The 18,452-nt window shown below is 61.7% G+C and carries 20 protein-coding genes; 11 read left to right on the top strand and 9 right to left on the bottom strand.

The annotated features are described in order from the left end of the window. Positions 1-105: 105 nt before the first annotated feature. Positions 106-498, bottom strand: coding sequence for a peptide-methionine (R)-S-oxide reductase MsrB (gene msrB / locus AC07OJ_RS10385; protein ID WP_495094489.1), 393 nt, complete (start codon positions 496-498; stop codon positions 106-108). Positions 499-700: 202 nt separating this feature from the next. Here msrB and AC07OJ_RS10380 point away from each other — a divergent pair, with 202 nt between their 5' ends. Both AC07OJ_RS10380 and htpX read left to right on the top strand, forming a co-directional pair. Beyond that, positions 701-1,912 (top strand): pyridoxal phosphate-dependent aminotransferase, encoded by a 1,212-nt coding sequence (locus AC07OJ_RS10380; protein WP_016978462.1) that lies wholly within the window; start codon positions 701-703, stop codon positions 1,910-1,912. A gap of 304 nt (positions 1,913-2,216) precedes the next feature. After that, positions 2,217-3,104, top strand: coding sequence for a protease HtpX (gene htpX / locus AC07OJ_RS10375; RefSeq protein ID WP_034102803.1), 888 nt, complete (start codon positions 2,217-2,219; stop codon positions 3,102-3,104). A gap of 190 nt (positions 3,105-3,294) precedes the next feature. Here the strand turns inward: htpX and AC07OJ_RS10370 are convergent, their stop codons facing one another. Beyond that, positions 3,295-3,951 carry a thiopurine S-methyltransferase gene (locus tag AC07OJ_RS10370; protein WP_495094488.1) on the bottom strand — a complete coding sequence of 219 codons (657 nt, stop codon included), beginning with the start codon at positions 3,949-3,951 and terminating at the stop codon, positions 3,295-3,297. Positions 3,952-4,054: 103 nt separating this feature from the next. On the opposite strand from AC07OJ_RS10370, the gene AC07OJ_RS10365 reads away from it, so the two are divergent. Then, entirely contained in the window at positions 4,055-4,822 is a 768-nt protein-coding gene (locus AC07OJ_RS10365) for a DODA-type extradiol aromatic ring-opening family dioxygenase (RefSeq protein WP_495094487.1), read from the top strand. 129 nt (positions 4,823-4,951) lie between these two features. Here AC07OJ_RS10365 and AC07OJ_RS10360 read toward each other — a convergent pair whose 3' ends face one another. Further along, the gene (locus tag AC07OJ_RS10360; protein ID WP_065901692.1) at positions 4,952-6,625 is read right to left on the bottom strand and encodes a DEAD/DEAH box helicase; all 1,674 of its coding nucleotides are present in this window, start codon (positions 6,623-6,625) and stop codon (positions 4,952-4,954) included. Between the two features lie 422 nt (positions 6,626-7,047). Between AC07OJ_RS10360 and AC07OJ_RS10355 the strand changes: the two genes are divergently transcribed. Further along, positions 7,048-7,839, top strand: coding sequence for a crotonase/enoyl-CoA hydratase family protein (locus AC07OJ_RS10355; RefSeq protein ID WP_065901693.1), 792 nt, complete (start codon positions 7,048-7,050; stop codon positions 7,837-7,839). A 99-nt stretch (positions 7,840-7,938) separates the two neighbouring features. Here the strand turns inward: AC07OJ_RS10355 and AC07OJ_RS10350 are convergent, their stop codons facing one another. After that, positions 7,939-8,694, bottom strand: a complete 756-nt coding sequence (locus tag AC07OJ_RS10350; protein ID WP_065901696.1) for a spermidine synthase — start codon at positions 8,692-8,694, stop codon at positions 7,939-7,941. Between the two features lie 124 nt (positions 8,695-8,818). Here AC07OJ_RS10350 and AC07OJ_RS10345 point away from each other — a divergent pair, with 124 nt between their 5' ends. Further along, a complete protein-coding gene (locus tag AC07OJ_RS10345; protein ID WP_106804736.1) occupies positions 8,819-10,165 on the top strand; it encodes a class II 3-deoxy-7-phosphoheptulonate synthase in 1,347 nt (448 codons plus the stop codon). A 69-nt stretch (positions 10,166-10,234) separates the two neighbouring features. Here AC07OJ_RS10345 and AC07OJ_RS10340 read toward each other — a convergent pair whose 3' ends face one another. Both AC07OJ_RS10340 and AC07OJ_RS10335 read right to left on the bottom strand, forming a co-directional pair. Then, entirely contained in the window at positions 10,235-11,464 is a 1,230-nt protein-coding gene (locus AC07OJ_RS10340; RefSeq protein WP_120447964.1) for a winged helix-turn-helix domain-containing protein, read from the bottom strand. Positions 11,465-11,509: 45 nt separating this feature from the next. Beyond that, on the bottom strand, positions 11,510-11,716 hold the full coding sequence (locus AC07OJ_RS10335; RefSeq protein ID WP_495094486.1) for a DUF1127 domain-containing protein: 207 nt from the start codon (positions 11,714-11,716) through the stop codon (positions 11,510-11,512). Positions 11,717-11,786: 70 nt separating this feature from the next. On the opposite strand from AC07OJ_RS10335, the gene AC07OJ_RS10330 reads away from it, so the two are divergent. After that, entirely contained in the window at positions 11,787-12,668 is an 882-nt protein-coding gene (locus tag AC07OJ_RS10330; RefSeq protein WP_120447963.1) for a LysR family transcriptional regulator, read from the top strand. On the opposite strand, the gene AC07OJ_RS10325 is transcribed toward AC07OJ_RS10330, so the two are convergent. After that, positions 12,658-13,407, bottom strand: coding sequence for a sulfite exporter TauE/SafE family protein (locus tag AC07OJ_RS10325; RefSeq protein WP_065901703.1), 750 nt, complete (start codon positions 13,405-13,407; stop codon positions 12,658-12,660). The genes AC07OJ_RS10330 and AC07OJ_RS10325 overlap by 11 nt on opposite strands. A gap of 108 nt (positions 13,408-13,515) precedes the next feature. Here AC07OJ_RS10325 and AC07OJ_RS10320 point away from each other — a divergent pair, with 108 nt between their 5' ends. The 3 genes from AC07OJ_RS10320 to AC07OJ_RS10310 all read left to right on the top strand — a co-directional run bounded on the left by AC07OJ_RS10320 (position 13,516) and on the right by AC07OJ_RS10310 (position 15,594). Next, a complete protein-coding gene (locus AC07OJ_RS10320; RefSeq protein ID WP_106804740.1) occupies positions 13,516-14,466 on the top strand; it encodes a LysR family transcriptional regulator in 951 nt (316 codons plus the stop codon). Positions 14,467-14,546: 80 nt separating this feature from the next. Continuing rightward, positions 14,547-14,999: a MarR family winged helix-turn-helix transcriptional regulator gene (locus AC07OJ_RS10315; RefSeq protein ID WP_065901707.1), complete on the top strand. Its 453-nt coding sequence runs from the start codon at positions 14,547-14,549 to the stop codon at positions 14,997-14,999. A gap of 175 nt (positions 15,000-15,174) precedes the next feature. Continuing rightward, positions 15,175-15,594, top strand: a complete 420-nt coding sequence (locus AC07OJ_RS10310; RefSeq protein WP_106804741.1) for an organic hydroperoxide resistance protein — start codon at positions 15,175-15,177, stop codon at positions 15,592-15,594. 60 nt (positions 15,595-15,654) lie between these two features. On the opposite strand, the gene AC07OJ_RS10305 is transcribed toward AC07OJ_RS10310, so the two are convergent. After that, positions 15,655-16,227, bottom strand: coding sequence for an elongation factor P (locus AC07OJ_RS10305; RefSeq protein ID WP_003172723.1), 573 nt, complete (start codon positions 16,225-16,227; stop codon positions 15,655-15,657). 49 nt (positions 16,228-16,276) lie between these two features. After that, positions 16,277-17,410: an elongation factor P maturation arginine rhamnosyltransferase EarP gene (gene earP, locus AC07OJ_RS10300; RefSeq protein WP_495094485.1), complete on the bottom strand. Its 1,134-nt coding sequence runs from the start codon at positions 17,408-17,410 to the stop codon at positions 16,277-16,279. 132 nt (positions 17,411-17,542) lie between these two features. Between earP and AC07OJ_RS10295 the strand changes: the two genes are divergently transcribed. Both AC07OJ_RS10295 and AC07OJ_RS10290 read left to right on the top strand, forming a co-directional pair. After that, positions 17,543-17,911 (top strand): hypothetical protein, encoded by a 369-nt coding sequence (locus tag AC07OJ_RS10295; RefSeq protein WP_495094484.1) that lies wholly within the window; start codon positions 17,543-17,545, stop codon positions 17,909-17,911. A 12-nt stretch (positions 17,912-17,923) separates the two neighbouring features. Further along, entirely contained in the window at positions 17,924-18,406 is a 483-nt protein-coding gene (locus AC07OJ_RS10290; RefSeq protein WP_065901715.1) for a GreA/GreB family elongation factor, read from the top strand. Positions 18,407-18,452 lie beyond the last annotated feature (46 nt).

Here is an 18,452-nt window from a genome sequence, read left to right as displayed (position 1 = left end):
TATCACCTTTTCCCTGCAGGAGCCCGGCTTGTGGCGATAGCGATCTGAAGGATGCCATCGCCGGCAAGCCGTGCGGCTACAGGGGTTTACGTTGGCCTATATCGCTCAGCGCGGCACCAGGTCCAGGCACACCGAGTTGATGCAGTAACGCAAGTGGGTCGGCGGCGGGCCGTCCGGGAACACGTGGCCCAGGTGCGCATCGCACTTGGCGCAGGTGACTTCCGTGCGGATCATGCCGTGGCTGACATCGCGAATCTCGACCATCGCGCTCTGGGCGATCGGCGCGTAGAAGCTCGGCCAGCCACAGCCGGAATCGAACTTGGTAGTGGAATCGAACAGGGGCTCGTTGCAGCAGATACAGTGGTACACGCCATCTGTCTTGGTTTCGTTGTACTTGCCGCTGAAAGGACGCTCGGTACCCTTGAGACGGCAAACCTGGTACTGCGCGGGATCGAGCATGTCCCGCCACTCTTCAAGGGTTTTCTGCAACTTATCCATCGGTACACCTCGGCAACTGAAAAAGCCTGATCTGTGTCTTTTCCATGGATCAGGCGGCACGTATGATTGCGCCTCTTCAAAACGCCAGTCTGGCACCCGCGCAACCGGCATTCAAACGTATTTATGGGTGCGGGCCCCGCAGGATTCGCAGTACGGTAGTGTCCACACCGTCTGGATCGTTCATTTTCAGGATCACATCGCCATGCAGGTCAGCAAATCGAACAAGCTCGCCAACGTCTGCTACGACATTCGCGGCCCAGTGCTCAAGCACGCCAAACGCCTGGAAGAGGAAGGCCATCGCATCCTCAAGCTGAACATTGGCAACCCGGCGCCGTTTGGTTTCGAAGCGCCGGACGAAATCCTCCAGGACGTGATCCGCAACCTGCCCACCGCCCAGGGCTACAGCGACTCCAAGGGCTTGTTCAGCGCGCGCAAGGCGGTGATGCAGTACTACCAGCAGAAGCAGGTCGAAGGCGTCGGTATCGAAGACATCTACCTGGGCAATGGCGTGTCCGAGCTGATCGTGATGTCCATGCAGGCGCTGCTCAACAACGGTGATGAAGTGCTGGTGCCGGCACCCGACTACCCGCTGTGGACGGCAGCGGTGACCCTGGCCGGCGGCCACCCGGTGCATTACCTGTGCGATGAAGGCGCCGACTGGTTCCCGGACCTGGCCGACATCAAGGCCAAGATCACCCCCAACACCAAGGCCCTGGTGATCATCAACCCGAACAACCCCACCGGCGCCGTCTACTCCAAGGAAGTGCTGCTGGGCATGCTCGAGTTGGCGCGCCAGCACAACCTGGTGGTGTTCTCCGACGAGATCTACGACAAGATCCTCTACGATGACGCCGTCCACGTGTGCACCGCGTCGCTGGCACCTGACCTGCTGTGCCTGACCTTCAACGGCCTGTCCAAGTCGTATCGCGTGGCGGGCTTCCGTTCTGGCTGGATCGCCATTTCCGGGCCCAAGCACAACGCCCAGAGCTATATCGAAGGCATCGACATGCTGGCCAACATGCGCCTGTGTGCCAACGTGCCGAGCCAGCACGCCATCCAGACCGCTCTCGGCGGCTACCAGAGCATCAACGACCTGGTACTGCCCCAGGGCCGCCTGCTGGAACAGCGCAACCGCACCTGGGAACTGCTCAACGCGATCCCGGGCGTGAGCTGCGTGAAGCCCATGGGGGCGCTGTACGCTTTCCCACGCATCGACCCGAAGGTCTGCCCGATCCTCAACGACGAGAAGTTCGTGCTCGACCTGCTGCTGTCGGAAAAGCTGCTGGTGGTGCAAGGCACGGCGTTCAACTGGCCGTGGCCGGATCACTTCCGTGTGGTGACCCTGCCGCGTGTGGATGACCTGGACATGGCCATTGGTCGCATCGGCAACTTCCTCAAGTCCTATCGCCAGTAGGGTAGATGTCGCCGTACGACCGACATGCGGTCGTACGGCGAGTATCTGGCAACACTTCTCCACCCGCGCCCTAAGCCTTGGCACCTGTGGCGCCCGTTCTCGCACTTGCACCCTATAATTACAGGGCTGCAAGGCAACGGCGAAGTGATCCAACCGCGGCTAGCGAGCCGGAAAATCCCTTCAAGACTCTACATTCAGGCTGTAGGACACAGTTTGAAATAGTCGCTCGGTTGAATCACCCCATGCCGCACCTTATATACCCCGCAGTACGCGACATATTAAGCATGAGGAGAACTCTACAACCATGATGCGCATCCTGCTGTTCTTGGCCACTAACCTGGCGGTCGTGCTGATTGCCAGCATCACCCTGAGCCTTTTCGGCTTCAACGGGTTCATGGCGGCCAACGGGGTTGACCTGAACCTCAATCAGCTGCTGGTTTTCTGTGCCGTCTTTGGTTTTGCCGGCTCGCTGTTCTCGCTGTTCATCTCCAAGTGGATGGCGAAAATGAGCACCAGCACCCAGGTCATCACCCAGCCACGCACCCGGCATGAGCAATGGTTGCTGCAAACCGTCGAGCAGCTGTCCCGCGAGGCGGGGATCAAGATGCCCGAGGTCGGGATTTTCCCGGCATATGAAGCCAACGCCTTTGCCACCGGCTGGAACAAGAACGACGCACTCGTTGCAGTGAGCCAGGGCATGCTCGAACGCTTCTCCTACGATGAAGTGAAAGCCGTGCTGGCCCACGAGATCGGCCACGTCGCCAACGGTGACATGGTCACCCTGGCGCTGGTTCAGGGCGTGGTGAACACCTTCGTGATGTTCTTCGCGCGGATCATCGGCAACTTTGTCGACAAGGTGATCTTCAAGAACGAAGAAGGCCGCGGTATTGCCTACTTCGTGGCGACGATCTTCGCTGAAGTGGTGCTGGGCTTCCTGGCCAGCGCGATCACCATGTGGTTCTCGCGCAAACGCGAGTTCCGTGCAGACGAAGCCGGTGCACGCCTGGCCGGTACCGGGGCGATGATTGCAGCACTGCAACACCTGCGCTCCGAACAAGGCCTGCCGGTGCATATGCCGGACAGCCTGACTGCCTTCGGCATCAACGGTGGCATCAAACAGGGCATGGCTCGCCTGTTCATGAGCCACCCACCGCTGGAAGAGCGTATCGACGCACTGCGTCGTCGCGGCTGACAGCCGGCGCAAGACAAGAAGGGGCGATCTGATCGCCCCTTTTTTGTGGGCGCTTATATGGTCATCGCGGGCAAGCCCGGCTCCCACATTTGGATCGCGTAGCGGCCAGATGCCAGGCCGCCTGCGGGAGCAATCTCCCCCGCCACAGGTCTGGCAGCGTACCCGAAGCGGTGTAAATACCCAGGCCTGGTCAACGCATCGTCAGCTGATAGACACGCTCATCCAGCTGCGTAACGCCGTCCTGAACGAACTTCCAGCTCTCGCCGAGGATGTCCTGCTCTTCGAGCACGCGCAGCGTCCATTGCGAGCCGAACAGCACCTTGACCTCGTCATCCGTCACCGCAAACGGCGGGCCGGCCTTTTGCGTCTGATCGTAATCGAGGGTGATCAGCAGCCCCTGGCAACCGGGACGCAGCAACTGGTGCAAATGCTCGGCATACCGCGCGCGCATCAACGGCGGCAAGGCGATCAGCGCGGCGCGGTCATAAAGCGCGGTGCAATCGGCCACGGCCTCGGCGTCCAGGGCGAAGAAATCGCCGCACCACACCTCGATCAGATCAGCCTGGTACACGCTGAAGACGCCGCGCCGTGTGATGCGCGGCACCAGGTTCTGCTCGCTGAAAAACGCCTTCACCGCCTGTTCCGACAGCTCCACGCCGAGTACCCGCAGCCCATGGCTGGCCAGCCACATCAAGTCCAGGCTCTTGCCACACAAGGGGACCAGCACCTGGGCGCCCTGCGCGAGGGACAACTGCGGCCAGTGCCGTTGCAGGTAAGGGTTGACCTCAGGCAAGTGAAAACCGATCTGATTGCGCGCCCAGCGCTCCTGCCAAAACTTAGGCTCCATGGATCACCCCGAAAATTCGATCAAATGGTGCTAAAACTTATATTAGATTTAGATCAATGATCTGATTGAAGATGGGCCCATGTTAACGCTCAGGACCCTCCCCATGCTCCCCAGCCTGTTTATTTCCCACGGTTCGCCCATGCTCGCCCTGCAACCCGGTGCCAGCGGCCCTGCCCTCCAGCGTCTGGCTGCCGAACTGCCACGACCGCAGGCGATTGTGGTGGTGTCGGCGCACTGGGAAAGCCAGGAGCTGCTGGTCACCGGCAGCCCCGCACCCGAAACCTGGCACGACTTTGGCGGCTTTCCCCCCGAGCTGTTTGCCGTGCAGTACCCGGCGCCGGGCAACCCGCAATTGGCCGGAGAAATTGTCGAACTGCTGCACGCCGATGGCCTGAACGCACGCATTGATGAGCGCCGGCCCTTTGACCACGGCACCTGGGTGCCGTTGTCGCTGATGTACCCGGCGGCAGATATCCCGGTGGTGCAGGTGTCCCTGCCCAGCCGCATGGGCCCTGCCCTGCAGACCCGCGTCGGGCACGCCCTCGCCAGCCTGCGCGAGCAAGGCGTGTTATTGATCGGCTCGGGCAGCATCACCCATAACCTCGGTGAGCTTGATTGGCGCGCCGGGCCCGAGACCATCACGCCATGGGCGCTGGAGTTTCGCGACTGGGTCGTCGACAAGCTGGCAGCCAACGATGAAAACGCCTTGCACGACTATCGCCGCCAGGCACCGAATGCCGTGCGCAGCCATCCCAGTGATGAGCATCTGCTGCCGCTGTATTTTGCGCGCGGCGCCGGTGGCGCTTTCAGCGTGGCGCATCAGGGTTTCACCCTGGGGGCGCTGGGCATGGACATCTACCGCTTCGGCTAAAGCAACCCTTTGTAGGAGCCGGCAAACCGGCTCCTACGGGCGCGCAGACCGCTCAAAAATAACAGGCAAAAAAAAATCCCCGAACCAGTCGGGGATTTTTTATGTGCGATCAATCAGCCCAGGGGCGGATCAATCTTCGCGGTAGCGACGCAGCTTCAGCTGCTTACCGGCAACGCGTGTGTCTTTCAGCTTGGCCAGCAGTTTCTCCAGACCATCTTCCGGCAGCTCCACCAGGGAGAAGCTGTCACGAACCTGGATGCGACCGATGGCTTCACGTGCCAGGCCACCCTCGTTGAGGATAGCGCCCAGCAGGTTCTTGGCCGCGATACCATCACGCGCGCCCAGCGCGGTACGGCAACGGGCACGACCTTCAGCCAATGGAACCGGAGCACGACGCTCACGATCACCACGCTCTGGACGGTCGCCGGAACGCTCTGGACGATCACCGCGTGGCGCGCTGTTCGGAACCAGTGGACGTTCTTTCTCGATCGCTGCCAGGGTCAGGGCCTGACCGTTGGTAGCCTTGCGCAGCAGCGCTGCAGCCAGGGCACGCGGGGTGCAACCGATATCGGCGGTCAGGCGGTCCAGCAGGTCGCCGTGGGTCGATTCAGCATCAGCCACCAGCGGCGACAGGCTGTTGGTCAGTTTCTTGATGCGGGCATCGAGAACGGCCTGGGCATCCGGCAGGCGGACTTCGGCGACTTTCTGACCGGTTACACGCTCGATCACTTGCAGCATGCGGCGCTCACGTGGAGTCACCAGCAGCAGTGCACGGCCTTCGCGACCAGCACGGCCGGTACGGCCGATACGGTGAACGTAGGACTCTGGATCGTACGGCATGTCCACGTTGAACACGTGGGTGATACGTGGAACGTCGAGACCACGAGCGGCTACGTCGGTTGCCACAACGATGTCCAGGCGGCCATCCTTGAGGGAGTCGATTACGCGCTCACGCTGGTTCTGGGCGATGTCACCGTTCAGCGCAGCGGCCTTGTAGCCTTTGGCTTCCAGGGCACTGGCCAGGTCCAGGGTCGCTTGCTTGGTGCGCACGAACATGATCAGGGCGTCGAAATCTTCGACTTCCAGCAGGCTCAATACAGCCGAGGTCTTCTGGTCAGCGTGAACCAACAGGTGAGCCTGTTCGATCGCGGTAACGGTCTGAGTCTTGGTCTGGATCTTCACGTGTTGCGGATCGCGCAGGTGGCGCTCGGCAATGGCACGGATCGACTGTGGCAGGGTGGCCGAGAACAGTACGGTCTGACGGGTCGGTGGCAGTGCCTTGAAGATGACTTCCAGGTCATCCATGAAGCCCAGCTTCAACATTTCGTCGGCCTCGTCCAGAACCAGGTGGTTCACGGTCGACAGGACTTTCTCGTCACGACGCAAGTGGTCGCACAGACGGCCCGGGGTGGCAACGACGATCTGTGCGCCGTTACGGATAGCTTTCAGTTGCGGGCCCATCGGCGCGCCGCCGTAGACAGCCACAACGGTAACGCCTGGCATTTGCTTGGCGTAGGTTTCAAAAGCGGTTGCTACTTGCAGCGCCAACTCACGAGTTGGCGCGAGGATCAGGGCTTGCGGTTCGCGCTTGGCAGGATCGATGCAGTGCAGGATAGGCAGGGCGAACGCGGCGGTTTTACCGGTACCGGTTTGCGCCTGGCCAATCATGTCCTGGCCGGCCATGATGATCGGGATCGATTGCTGCTGAATCGCCGAAGGCTCTTCGTAGCCGGTCGCTGCGACGGCTGCAAGAATATTCGGGTTAAGATTAAAAGCGGCGAAGCCGCCGGTTTCCTGGGTCATGGGTCTGCCTCTAAGTGCATCCGCAAAGACCCATGCTCCAAAGCTGCGCATGCCGTGTTGAGACTCAAGAGTCGCCCTGGCTGCTTTGTCGGCGGGGATTTGCGAAAACGAATGAATGAAAAAGATTCGTCAAGGGAGAGTCCGCTGTGCGGACGTGCAGCCGAAGCTGACTTCGGGGAATTGCGCTACCTAAACGCGGCCCGGTTAAAGGCCGGCGCGCACTATACCGGAAATAGCTGAAAAAGGGAGCTTTTTTTATCGCAAAGTGCCGATAAACCGCGCTGCGTCACAGTCTTTGCGCGGCGGCCCGCAAGGGTCTATTTTTCAAAGGCCCGGCCCCGTTGGTCGTAACGCTTAAACGGTTCACCTGGCGATCAACACCTTTGGTCCGAAACCTTCCATTGCGCCCGAGGGCACCCCCGATGAATCAACCCAGCAGCAGCCGCGTCAGCCGTGAACTCCAGGGTCATGTCCTGCTGTTGGGCCTGGATCGAGTCGCCAAGCGCAACGCGTTCGACCTGGATCTGCTCAATGAGCTGAGCCTGGCGTATGGCGAATTTGATCGAAATGCAGACGCGCGCGTGGCGGTGGTATTCGCCCACGGCGACCACTTCACCGCCGGGCTGGACCTGGCCAACGTCAGCGGCGTGATGGCGGGAGGCTGGCAACCGCCGCTGGGCGGCTGCGATCCGTGGGGCGTGTTCGCCGGCCCCAGGGTGAGCAAACCGGTGATCGTGGCGGCCCAGGGTTACTGCCTGACCATCGGCATCGAGTTGATGCTGGCGGCGGATATCAACTTGTGCGCGAGCAATACCCGCTTCGCGCAGATGGAAGTGCAACGTGGGATCTTTCCTTTTGGTGGTGCGACATTGCGCTTTCATCAGGTCGCCGGCTGGGGCAACGCCATGCGCTGGTTGCTCACCGGCGATGAGTTCGACGCCCATGACGCCCTGCGCCTGGGCCTGGTGCAGGAGGTGATGGCGAGTGAAGACCTGCTGCCGCGCGCCATCGAACTCGCCAGCCGCATCGCCCGCCAGGCACCGCTTGGGGTGCAGGCGACCTTGATGTCGGCACGCCTGGCGCGCATCGAAGGCGAAACCGTCGCGGCCGCCGCCTTGCCGCCGATGGTGGATAAGTTGCTCAACAGCGAGGATGCCAAGGAAGGCGTGCGGGCGATGATCGAGAAGCGTCCCGGGGTGTTCAAGGGTATCTGAACCGGCTGATGGCGCTATCGCGGGCAAGCCCGCTTCCACAGGGTGCGCATTTCAGTCCGTGGGAGCCGGGCTTGCCCGCGATAGCGTCGGCACTGGCGACTAAGTTGCCGGCCGAATCGCCTTGATCAACGGCTGCAACGAATAACCCAATCGCGGTGCCAGCGCCTCGGCACGCGCCGACAGCGCATCCAGGTCCAGCGCCTGATCGAGTTCCGAAGGCACCAGCAGAATCACATTGCCCTCCTTCACCGGCAGTTCCCAGTAATGCCGGTGGTACAACCCGCGCAACAACGCCGCCCCCAGGGGCTTGCCGTCGTCGGTGGCCCACTGGTTGATCACCAGCCAGCCGCCGGGGTTGAGTTTTTTCTGGCAGTTTTCCAGGAAGGTCCAGGCCAGGTGCCCGACGCCTGGGCCGACATCGGTATAAAGGTCGACGAAAATCAGGTCGGCCGACTCGGCTGTATCGAGCAATTGCAGGGCGTCGCCGATGCGGATGTACAGGCGCGGATCGTCGTCCAGCCCCAGGTACTCGATGGCCAGGCGCGGCACGTCGGGGCGCAGTTCGATGGCTTCGACGTCTTCCAGCGGCAAAAACTTGAGGCACGCCTGGGTCAGCGTACCGGCACCCAGGCCGAGGAACAGCGCGCTCTCCGGCAGCTCATGGCACAACGCGCCGATCAGCATCGCACGGGTGTAGTCGTACTCCAGCCAGCTGGGGTCGGCGGTGAACACGCAGCTTTGCTCGATGGCGTCGCCAAATTCGAGAAAGCGGTAATCGGCCACTTCGAGCACACGGATCATGCCGAAATCATCATGGACTTCGGCCAGCAGGCGCTCGACACGCTCCTCGGTCATCACTACTCCTAAAGGGTTTACCGCACGGCAAAGGCGCGATTGTCGGCCAACCGGCGGCAACAGGTCACGCACTAATTGCTGATAACATTGACGCCCGACCGTCAACCACCCTATCGAGTTCATGATGAGCCAACCCTGGAGCCCCGACAGCTGGCGCGCCCTGCCGATCCAGCAACAACCCCAGTACCCGGACGCTGCGCACTTGCTGCAAGTGGAGCAGAACCTGGCCAGCTACCCGCCGCTGGTATTTGCCGGGGAAGCCCGTGAGTTGCGCCGTCAGTTTGCCGAAGTGACCCAGGGTCGGGCGTTCCTGCTGCAAGGCGGTGACTGCGCCGAGAGCTTTGCCGAGTTCTCCGCCGCGAAGATCCGCGACACCTTCAAGGTGCTGTTGCAGATGGCCATTGTGATGACCTTCGCCGCCGGCTGCCCGGTGGTCAAAGTCGGACGCATGGCCGGTCAGTTCGCCAAGCCACGCTCGGCCAATGACGAGACCATCGACGGCATCACCCTGCCCGCCTACCGCGGCGATATCGTCAACGGGATCGGCTTCGACGAAAAAAGCCGGGTGCCGGACCCCGAGCGCCTGCTGCAGTCCTATCACCAGTCCACCGCGACCCTCAATCTGCTGCGCGCCTTTGCCCAGGGTGGCTTTGCCGACCTGCACCAGGTTCACAAGTGGAACCTGGACTTCATCGCCAACTCCGCGCTGGCGGAAAAATACAGCCAACTGGCCGACCGCATCGATGAAACCCTGGCGTTCATGCGCGCCTGCGGCATGGACAGCTCACCGCAACTGCGCGAAACCAGCTTCTTCACCGCCCACGAAGCGCTGCTGCTCAACTACGAGCAAGCCTTCGTGCGCCGGGACAGCCTGACCAACGACTACTACGACTGCTCGGCGCACATGCTCTGGATCGGCGACCGCACCCGCCAACTGGACGGCGCCCACGTCGAGTTCCTGCGTGGGGTGAACAACCCGATCGGGGTCAAGGTCGGCCCGAGCATGAACCCCGACGACCTGATCCGCCTGATCGACATCCTCAACCCGGACAACGACCCCGGCCGCCTGAACCTGATCGCGCGCATGGGCGCAGGCAAGGTCGGCGAGCATCTGCCCAAGCTGATTCGCGCCGTGCAGCGCGAAGGCAAGCAGGTGCTGTGGAGCTCGGACCCGATGCACGGCAACACCATCAAGGCCAGCAGCGGCTACAAGACCCGCGACTTCGCGCAGATCCTCGGCGAAGTGAAGGAGTTCTTCCAGGTGCACCAGGCCGAGGGCAGCTATGCCGGCGGGATTCATATCGAGATGACCGGGCAGAACGTCACCGAGTGCATCGGCGGCGCGCGACCGATCACCGAGGATGGCTTGTCGGATCGTTACCACACCCACTGCGACCCACGGATGAATGCCGATCAGTCGCTGGAACTGGCGTTCCTGATTGCGGAGACGCTCAAACAGGTCAAGCGTTGAGAGGCTGAATCGCCGGGGCTGGCGCTATCGCGGGCAAGCCCGGCGCCCACAAGTGCCCGCGATGGGGCTCTAAACAAGCCTGTCCCGACTGATCATCGCTGCCCGCAACCTGTCGGCACTTGGCCGCTGGCAATTGAGCTGGATCTGTTCCAGCCCCAGCCAGTCGGCCATTTGCCGAAGGTTCGCGGCCAGCGCCAGCATCCCCTCTTCATCCAGCCCCGGTTCTTCTTCGTGCACCGCATGGACAGCCAGCCGCCCGTTGGCACGTTCGGCGCGCAAGTCGATGCGCGCGGCGATGCGTTCGTTGTGCAGGAACGGCAGCACGTAGTAGCCATAGACCCGCTTGTCTTGCGGGGTATAGATCTCCAGCCGATAGCGAAAATCGAACAGGCGCTCGGTACGCGCGCGCTCCCAGACCAGCGAATCAAACGGCGACAGCAATGCGCTGGCCGGCACCTTGCGTGGCACTTTCGGCTCGGGCAGACAGTACGCCGGTTGTTTCCAACCTTGCACCTGGCACACCTGCAACTGCCCGTCCTCCACGAGTTCGGCCAGGCGATTGCGACTGTCGGCAGGGTCGAGGCGGAAGTAATCGCGCAGGTCTTTTTCGGTAGCGACGCCAAGTGCAGTCGCGCTGTGCAACAACAAGCCGCGCTGGGCCTCGGCTTCGCCCACCGTTGTCAGCAGGATCTCGCCAGGGATCACCCGTTCCGGCAAATCGTAGAGCCGCTCGAACCCACGTCGACCGGCCACGGTGACCAGCCCCGCAGCAAATAGCCATTCCAGCGCGTGTTTTTCCTCGCTCCAATCCCACCACGGGCCGGCGCGCTCCTCGCGAGTCGACAGACTCCCCGCGCCCAGCGCACCCTGCTGCTCCACGGTCTTGAGGACGCGTTGAATGACCGCCTGCTGCTCACGGCCAAAGCGCGCCATTTGCGAATAAATGCCCTGCCCTTGCTGGGCCCGCTGCATGCGCCAGCGCATCAACGGGTACAACGCCATCGGCAGCAGCGAGGCCTCATGCCCCCAATATTCGAACAGCGAACGCCGGCGCCCCTGGCTCCAGGCCGCCTGTTCGAGGATCAACGGGGAGTAAGTGCCCAAGCGGGAAAACAGTGGCAGGTAGTGAGAACGCACCACGGCATTCACCGAATCGATCTGCAACACACCCAGGCGTTCGACCAGGCGGTTGATGTGAGCGGCCTTGATCAGTGCAGGCGCCTGGCGCCCGGAAAAACCTTGGGCGGCCAGCGCCAGGCGTCGAGCTTGCTTGAGTGAAAAAGACAGGTCGGCGGGCATGCGAATCTCCATATGGGCGCGCCGACTACCCTACTGCATCCCGCATCATTTTCGCAGCGGGTCTTGCCAGAAATGCAGGTGGCGATCCTGCTCGACGTCGCCGCGGTTAAGCCCTATATCCTTGAGCGCATCATCACTCAAGGCTGCCAGTGTCTGGCGCTCCGCATGCAGCGTCTGCCACCGCACAACCTTATGGAACAGCCCGAAAAACGGACGTTTCGCCAGCAACACAAAGCCTCTTTGACCTTTCATCTTCTCGCCCTCCAGTGGGGATGACGCGAGTGTGTGCTTGGCCTTATGATCAATCCAACGAATGTTTCTTATGCAATACATCTCAGAGATTGATCAATTGTCCGGCTACCCGAGCATCGACACCGAAGTGCTGCGTACCTTCGTCGCCATCGCCGACCAGGGCGGTTTTACCCGCGCCGGCGAATTGGTCAACCGCACTCAATCAGCGGTGAGCATGCAGATGAAGCGCCTGGAAGAAGACGTGCTGCAACGCAAGCTGTTCGAGCGCGACGGGCGTCAGGTGCGGCTGACGCCCGAGGGTCAGGTGCTGTTGGGCTACGCGCGACGCATCCTCAAGCTGCACAGCGAGGTGTTCAATACCTTGCGCGAGCCCCACATGGTCGGCTTGGTGCGCATCGGCACGCCGGATGACTACGTGATGCGCTTCCTGCCGGGCATTCTCAAACAGTTTTCCAAGGCCTACCCGCTGATCCAGATCGAGATGCACTGCGAGGGATCAAGCGTGTTGATGCAGCGACGGGACCTGGCGCTGACCGTTATCAGCCGCGAGCCGGGCAATGATGTCGGTGAGCTGTTGCGCACTGAACGCATGGTGTGGGCGGCGGCGCCGTGCTTTTGCGTGGACGAGCACGATGCCCTGCCCCTGGCGATTCCCGGTGGCGACTGCCTCTACACGCAATGGGCCCTGGCGGCACTCGATTCGGCCGAGCGCAATTATCGCCTGGCCTACCACAGTTCCAACGGGGCGGCGATCCAGGCCGTTGTCAGCGCGGGCCTGGCGGCCATGGTCAGCATGGAAAGCCTGGTGACCCCTGACCTGTGCATACTCGGCAGCGAGGACGGCTTCCCCCCATTGCCCTCGATGAATCTGCGCCTGCTGCGCAACCCATTGCTGGCCTCGCCGATTACCGATTGCCTGGCCGACTACATCATCGAAGGCTTCAAACTTTAAACGTCAGCATCACCGCGCACACCACCAGGAAGCCGCAAAACAGGCCGCGCAATACACGCTCCGGCAGCGCATGGGCCACTTTCACGCCCCAACTGATACTGAGCATTCCGCCAACGGCCAGCGGCACGCCGATCATCCAGTCCACTTCGTGGTGCCAGGCGTAGGTGACCAGGGTCACGCTGGTGCTGGGCAGCGCCAGGGCCAGGGACAGGCCTTGGGCGACCACTTGGGTGGTGCCGAACAGGCTGGTCAGCACCGGGGTAGCAACCACCGCGCCCCCGACGCCAAACAGCCCGCCCATGGAGCCGGAAGCTGCGCCCAAGACGCCAAGCCACGGCCAGGAATAACGCATTTGCGCGGTGGGCGGCGCGTTGCGTGTGAACATACGCAGCAGGTTGTAGGCCGACAGCGTCAGCAGGAATGCGATAAAGCCGATGCGCATGGCGCCTGCGTCCAGCCCCACGGCCCAGATCGAGCCAAGCCAGGCGAAGCTGAAGCCCATCACGCCCAAGGGCAGCGCATGCCTCAATTCGATACGGTTGCGCTGGTGATAACGCCACAGCGCCAGCATCACGTTGGGCACCACCATCACCAGCGCCGTGCCCTGGGCAAGTTGCTGATCGAGGCCGAACAATACGCCAAGGACCGGGATGGCGATCAAGCCACCCCCAATCCCGAACAGGCCGCCCACTGTGCCGAGGGCCGCGCCCAATATCAGGTACATCGCTAGATCCAACACCGTTCGCTACTCCCCCATTCCAGGCCTCGCATGCTACGCAGTCGCCTCTGGCACGGAAACGCACAGCAACGCACAATGGCTGTGCCAATTTCGCATAAGCGTACGCCTATGAACCCCAACACTCTCACCGATCAGCTCGGCCTGTTTCTGGATGTCCTGGAAACCGGCAGCTTCTCCGCCGCCGCCCGCCGTCATCCGCTGACACCCTCGGCGGTGGCTCGGCGCATCGACAGCCTGGAAAGCTCGGTGGGCAGTCGCCTGTTCCAGCGCAGCACCCACGCCGTGGTGCCGACGCCTGCCGGCCTGGCGTTTGCCGAGCGGGCGCGGCGGATTGTCAGCGAGTTGCAACTGGCGCGCGCCGAGGCGGTGTCCCTGAGCCATGCGCCAGAAGGCCTGATTCGCGTGGATGCGCCCGCAGCATTTGGCCGACGGCACCTGGCGCCGGTGATTGCGGATTTCCTCAACGTGTACCCGGGGCTGGATGTGCACCTGCATTTGATCGACAGCTTTGTCGACATGCAGGGTGCCCACTTGGGCAAGGTCGACCTGGTATTGCGCGCCGGGCATATCGTCGATACCCGACTGATCGCCACGCCGCTGGCCAGCATCGTGCGCATCGCCTGTGCCAGTCCGGCCTACCTGAAAAGCCGTGGCACCCCCACTCATCCGCGCGAACTGAGCGAGCATGATGGCCTGGATTGGGACGGCCTGGCCCCCATGTTCGCATGGCGCTTCGAGCTGGATGGGCGCCGCGCCACCTACCGTCCGCAGCGCATCCGCATGAGCGCCAACAACGCCGAAGCCCTGCTGTCCGGCGCCCTCGCCGGGCTGGGGATCGCCCACTTGCCCACCTGGCTGGCCAGTGAATACCTGGTACGCGGCGAACTGTTGCCACTGTTTTGCGAGGATGGCCTGCCCAGCCCGGAAACCACCGGGATTTACGCCTTGCGCCTGGAACAGCAGGCGAATGCCCGCAGCCGGTTGTTGCTGGAATACCTGAAATCGCGCTTCAGCCCGGTGCCGCCCTGGGATCTGGCGCTGCAGAGCGGGCTTGTCTGACCACTCGGACAGAATTATCTGGCGCATTAAAGATTTGCCCGCTAGATTCCAGGCCAGATACGCTTTTTTGAGGCACTGCCATGAGCAAAAATCCTGATCCTTGCGAGTCCCTGATGCTGGATAACCAGCTGTGCTTCGCCCTGCACTCGACCTCGCTGCTGATGACCAAGGTCTACAAACCCCTGCTGCAAGCCCTCGGCCTGACCTACCCGCAGTACCTGGCCATGATGGTGCTGTGGGAAGAAGATGGCTTGACCGTCGGCGAAATCAGCAGCCGCCTGCTGACTGATCCAGGCTCGCTCACGCCCCTGCTCAAGCGCCTGGAGGCTGAAGGTCTGCTCAGCCGGACCCGTAGCCGCGAAGATGAACGGGTCGTCGTCGTCGAGTTGACCGCTGCCGGCCGTGCGCTGCAGGACAAGGCCATGGGCATTCCGCAGTGCATCCTTGGCGCCAGCGGACTGGAGCTGGAACAGTTGCTCAAGCTGCAGGCTGACCTGATTGCCTTGCGCAGTCATTTGCAAGCCAGCGTCTAACCCCCCTTCCCCCTTGTAGGAGCCGGCTTGCCGGCAAGCCGGCTCCTACCGTTAGTGCATCGAGGCGAAAATTTTCAAAATTTATCTTGCGCGCTAAACATTAGCGCTATACATTCGCCTCACCAACTACTTAGCGCGCAAATATTTAGCGCTAAAAAACCAAGAGGACGACACCATGCAAACGCTCTATACCGCAGTAGCCACCGCCACCGGCGGCCGTGATGGTCGCGCTGTCTCCAGCGACAACATCCTCGACGTCAAACTCTCCACCCCCAAGGAATTGGGCGGTGCCGGTGGCCAGGCCACCAACCCTGAGCAACTGTTCGCCGCCGGCTATTCGGCCTGCTTCATCGGCGCACTGAAATTCGTCGCCAGCCAGACCAAACGCAAAATCCCGGATGACGCCTCGATCACTGCCCACGTCGGCATCGGCCAGATCCCCGGTGGTTTCGGCCTGGATATCGACCTGCATATCAGCCTGCCGGGCCTGGCCCAGGACGAGGCGCAAAGCCTGGTCGATGCCGCCCACCAGGTGTGCCCGTACTCCAACGCCACCCGTGGCAATGTCGAAGTACGCCTGCACGTTGCCGTCTGATAAACAGCCGCGCATAAAAAAACCCGACGCTAAGTCGGGTTTTTTGTTGGCGAGCCAGAATTACTTCTTGGCGCGGCCTTTGTACGAACCACCTTCGCGGGTGTCGATCTCGATCAGGTCGTCGATTTCGATGAAATCGGCTACTTGCAGTTCGGTACCGTTGCTCAGCTTGGCTGGCTTCATTACCTTGCCCGAAGTGTCACCGCGAGCGGAACCTTCGGTGTAGGCAACCTTACGCACGATAGTGGTCGGCAGCTCTACGGAAACCAGGCGCTCTTCGAAGAAAATAGCTTCGCAGACGTCTTCCATGCCTTCTTCGATGAACGGCAGAACGGCTTCGATATCTTCAGCGTTCAGCTCGTACATGGTGTAGTCGGTGGTGTCCATGAACGTGTAGGTGTCACCGCTGATGAAGGACAGGGTCGCTTCTTTGCGGTCGAGGATCACGTCGTCCAGTTTGTCATCGGCGCTGTAGACGATCTCGGTCTTGTAACCGGTCAGCAGGTTCTTCAGCTTGGTCTTCATGATTGCGCTGTTACGACCAGACTTGGTGAACTCAGCTTTCTGAACCAGCCAAGGGTCGTTTTCGAGACGGATCACTGTACCGGGTTTCAGTTCTTTACCAGTTTTCATTGCGTATATCCGAAATTTGGATGGGATTTACAAAAATCAAGGTCGCGTATCATATCCAACTTTCATAAAACTGTACCAGCGCCGTCGCAAGATCGGCCTGCAAGCCTTGTTCCAGACACCACGTCTGCGCATGCTGGTTCACCTCCGGCCAGTGCTCCAGCAGCATTTTCCACGCTTGTGCCATATCGCCATCAGTGTTCCAGGCTTGCCAGAGTGCGATCAATGCAGCGCTGGCAGCCGGTGATAAAGCCGCGGTGTACAGCGCGAGGAAGGCATCGAGCTTGTCGAGGTGGATGTCTTCGTCCTGCCGATAGATGTGCCACAACAGCGGCCGTCCGGCCCACTGGGCACGCACGAACGAGTCTTCGCCGCGCACCGCATTGAAGTCGCAGCACCAGAGCAGGCGGTCATATTGCTCCTGGCGCACGAACGGCAGCACCTGCACGGTCAGGGCGTCGCGCTGATGCACGTCCCCCGCCACCAGGCCCTCCACGCCAAGCCAGCGCTGCACATCACCGAGGATCCGCCCTTCCGGGACCAACAGGTGCGTGGGCCGCTCGTCGCTCGACAACACATCCAGCCAACGGCCGAGCCCGGCATTTTCGTAGGCGAACAATGAAATCAGGCGCGCACCCTCTGTCGCAAATACGCCCAGGGCCTGCAGGAACTGGCGCTGTGCAGCTGCGTCCTGCTGAAACGCCTGGCGCTGCTCCAGCAATCCAGCCTCGCGCAGCAGCCCACCGGTGCCCGGTCGGAAGCCCGGGAAAAAGAAGTACTTCTGCACCCCCTTGAACTTCACTGATGGCAGGCGATGACAACCCACCACCCACTCTTCGGCGCTGAGGTAGTCCAGGTTCATCCACAAGGGCGCACGCGCGCTTGCGGCCATGGCTTCCATGTACTCGGGCGGCAACTGGCAGGCGAACGCGGCGATGACTACATCGGCGGAGGCCGTGTCCCGCCATTCGGTCGGCCAAAAGCGCACTTCCACGCCCTCTTGCCATTGCTCGTCCAGGTGCACATCGATTTCCGGGCACATGCGCTCGAAGGCCCGCAGGTCGTCGACCCACAAACGCACGGAACAGGCGTGCTCCACCACCAATTGCCGGGCCAGGCGCCAGGTCACGCCGATGTCGCCGTAGTTGTCGACGACGCTGCAAAAAATATCCCAGCGGGCTTTCATTCCGGGCTCCTACGATCAAAGGCCCGATTGTCCGCATAAATGCCCTGATGCAGAAGGCTTGATCGCGATTATTCTGCACAGCGGCTGTGCGACAATCGCCGCCACGCCGCAATTGCCTGCCAGGAGGCCATCATGTCGGATCAATCGTTGTCGCTGCCCAAGCTTACGTTCGCCATCGCCATGGGGGTGTGGCTGGGGTTTATCGCCATTGTGCTGACCAGTTGGCTGGCATCGCGCTACCTCTTCCCGCAAACCCTGGCGCCCGTGGCCCAAGCCGTCCAGCAACTGGGCAAACCGGCGGTGGCTGCGCCGGAGCCGCCGAACCGAATGTTCGAGCAGTATCAACAGAACCTGCAGAAGCAGGAGCAACAGCAGAGCCTGGATCAGGCCCGCACCAACGCGCGCAACCTGTCCAACCCCAAGTGCCAGTTCTGGCTGCAACAGGACCAGAACGCGCCCAATGAAAAGAGCCGGGCAAATGTCCTGCAATTTTGCGAATGATCAAGCACAGCCATGAATAAACACGCCGTCCACCAGCTTGTGCTGGAGAAGCTCAGCGTCGATCTCGACATTGCCCAACGCGCCGCGCAGACCGCCTACGAAACCGCGACCCACGAAGAAAACATCGCCGAAAACAAATACGACACCCTGGGCCTCGAGGCGTCCTACCTCGCGGCGGGCCAAGCCAAGCGAGTCGAGGAAATCAAGCAGGCGCTGGCGCTGTGCCAGAGCATGCCGTTGCGTGCTTATGATGATCAGCGCGGTATAGAAATCGGCGCGCTACTCGGGTTGGAAGACGAGCACGGTCGCCAGCAGTGGCTGTTCCTGGCGCCGGACGCGGCGGGTTTGAAAGTGGATGTGGTCGGGCAACCGGTGACCGTCATCACCCCGCGCTCGCCGCTGGGCAAGAGCCTGCTGCACAAATTCGAAGGGGATGAGGTGGAGATTCTGGTGGCGGGCGCCCGGCAGCACTTTACGGTGACCGAGGCCAAATAAACGCCTGCAGGAGCGAGCTTGTAGTGGCGAAGGAGCACGCGCCCTC

The sequence above is a fragment of the Pseudomonas sp. GW821-FHT09C08 genome, assembly GCF_059418125.1.
Note: the sequence above shows the minus strand (reverse complement) of the source record. Positions and strands in the feature narration are given on the sequence as shown.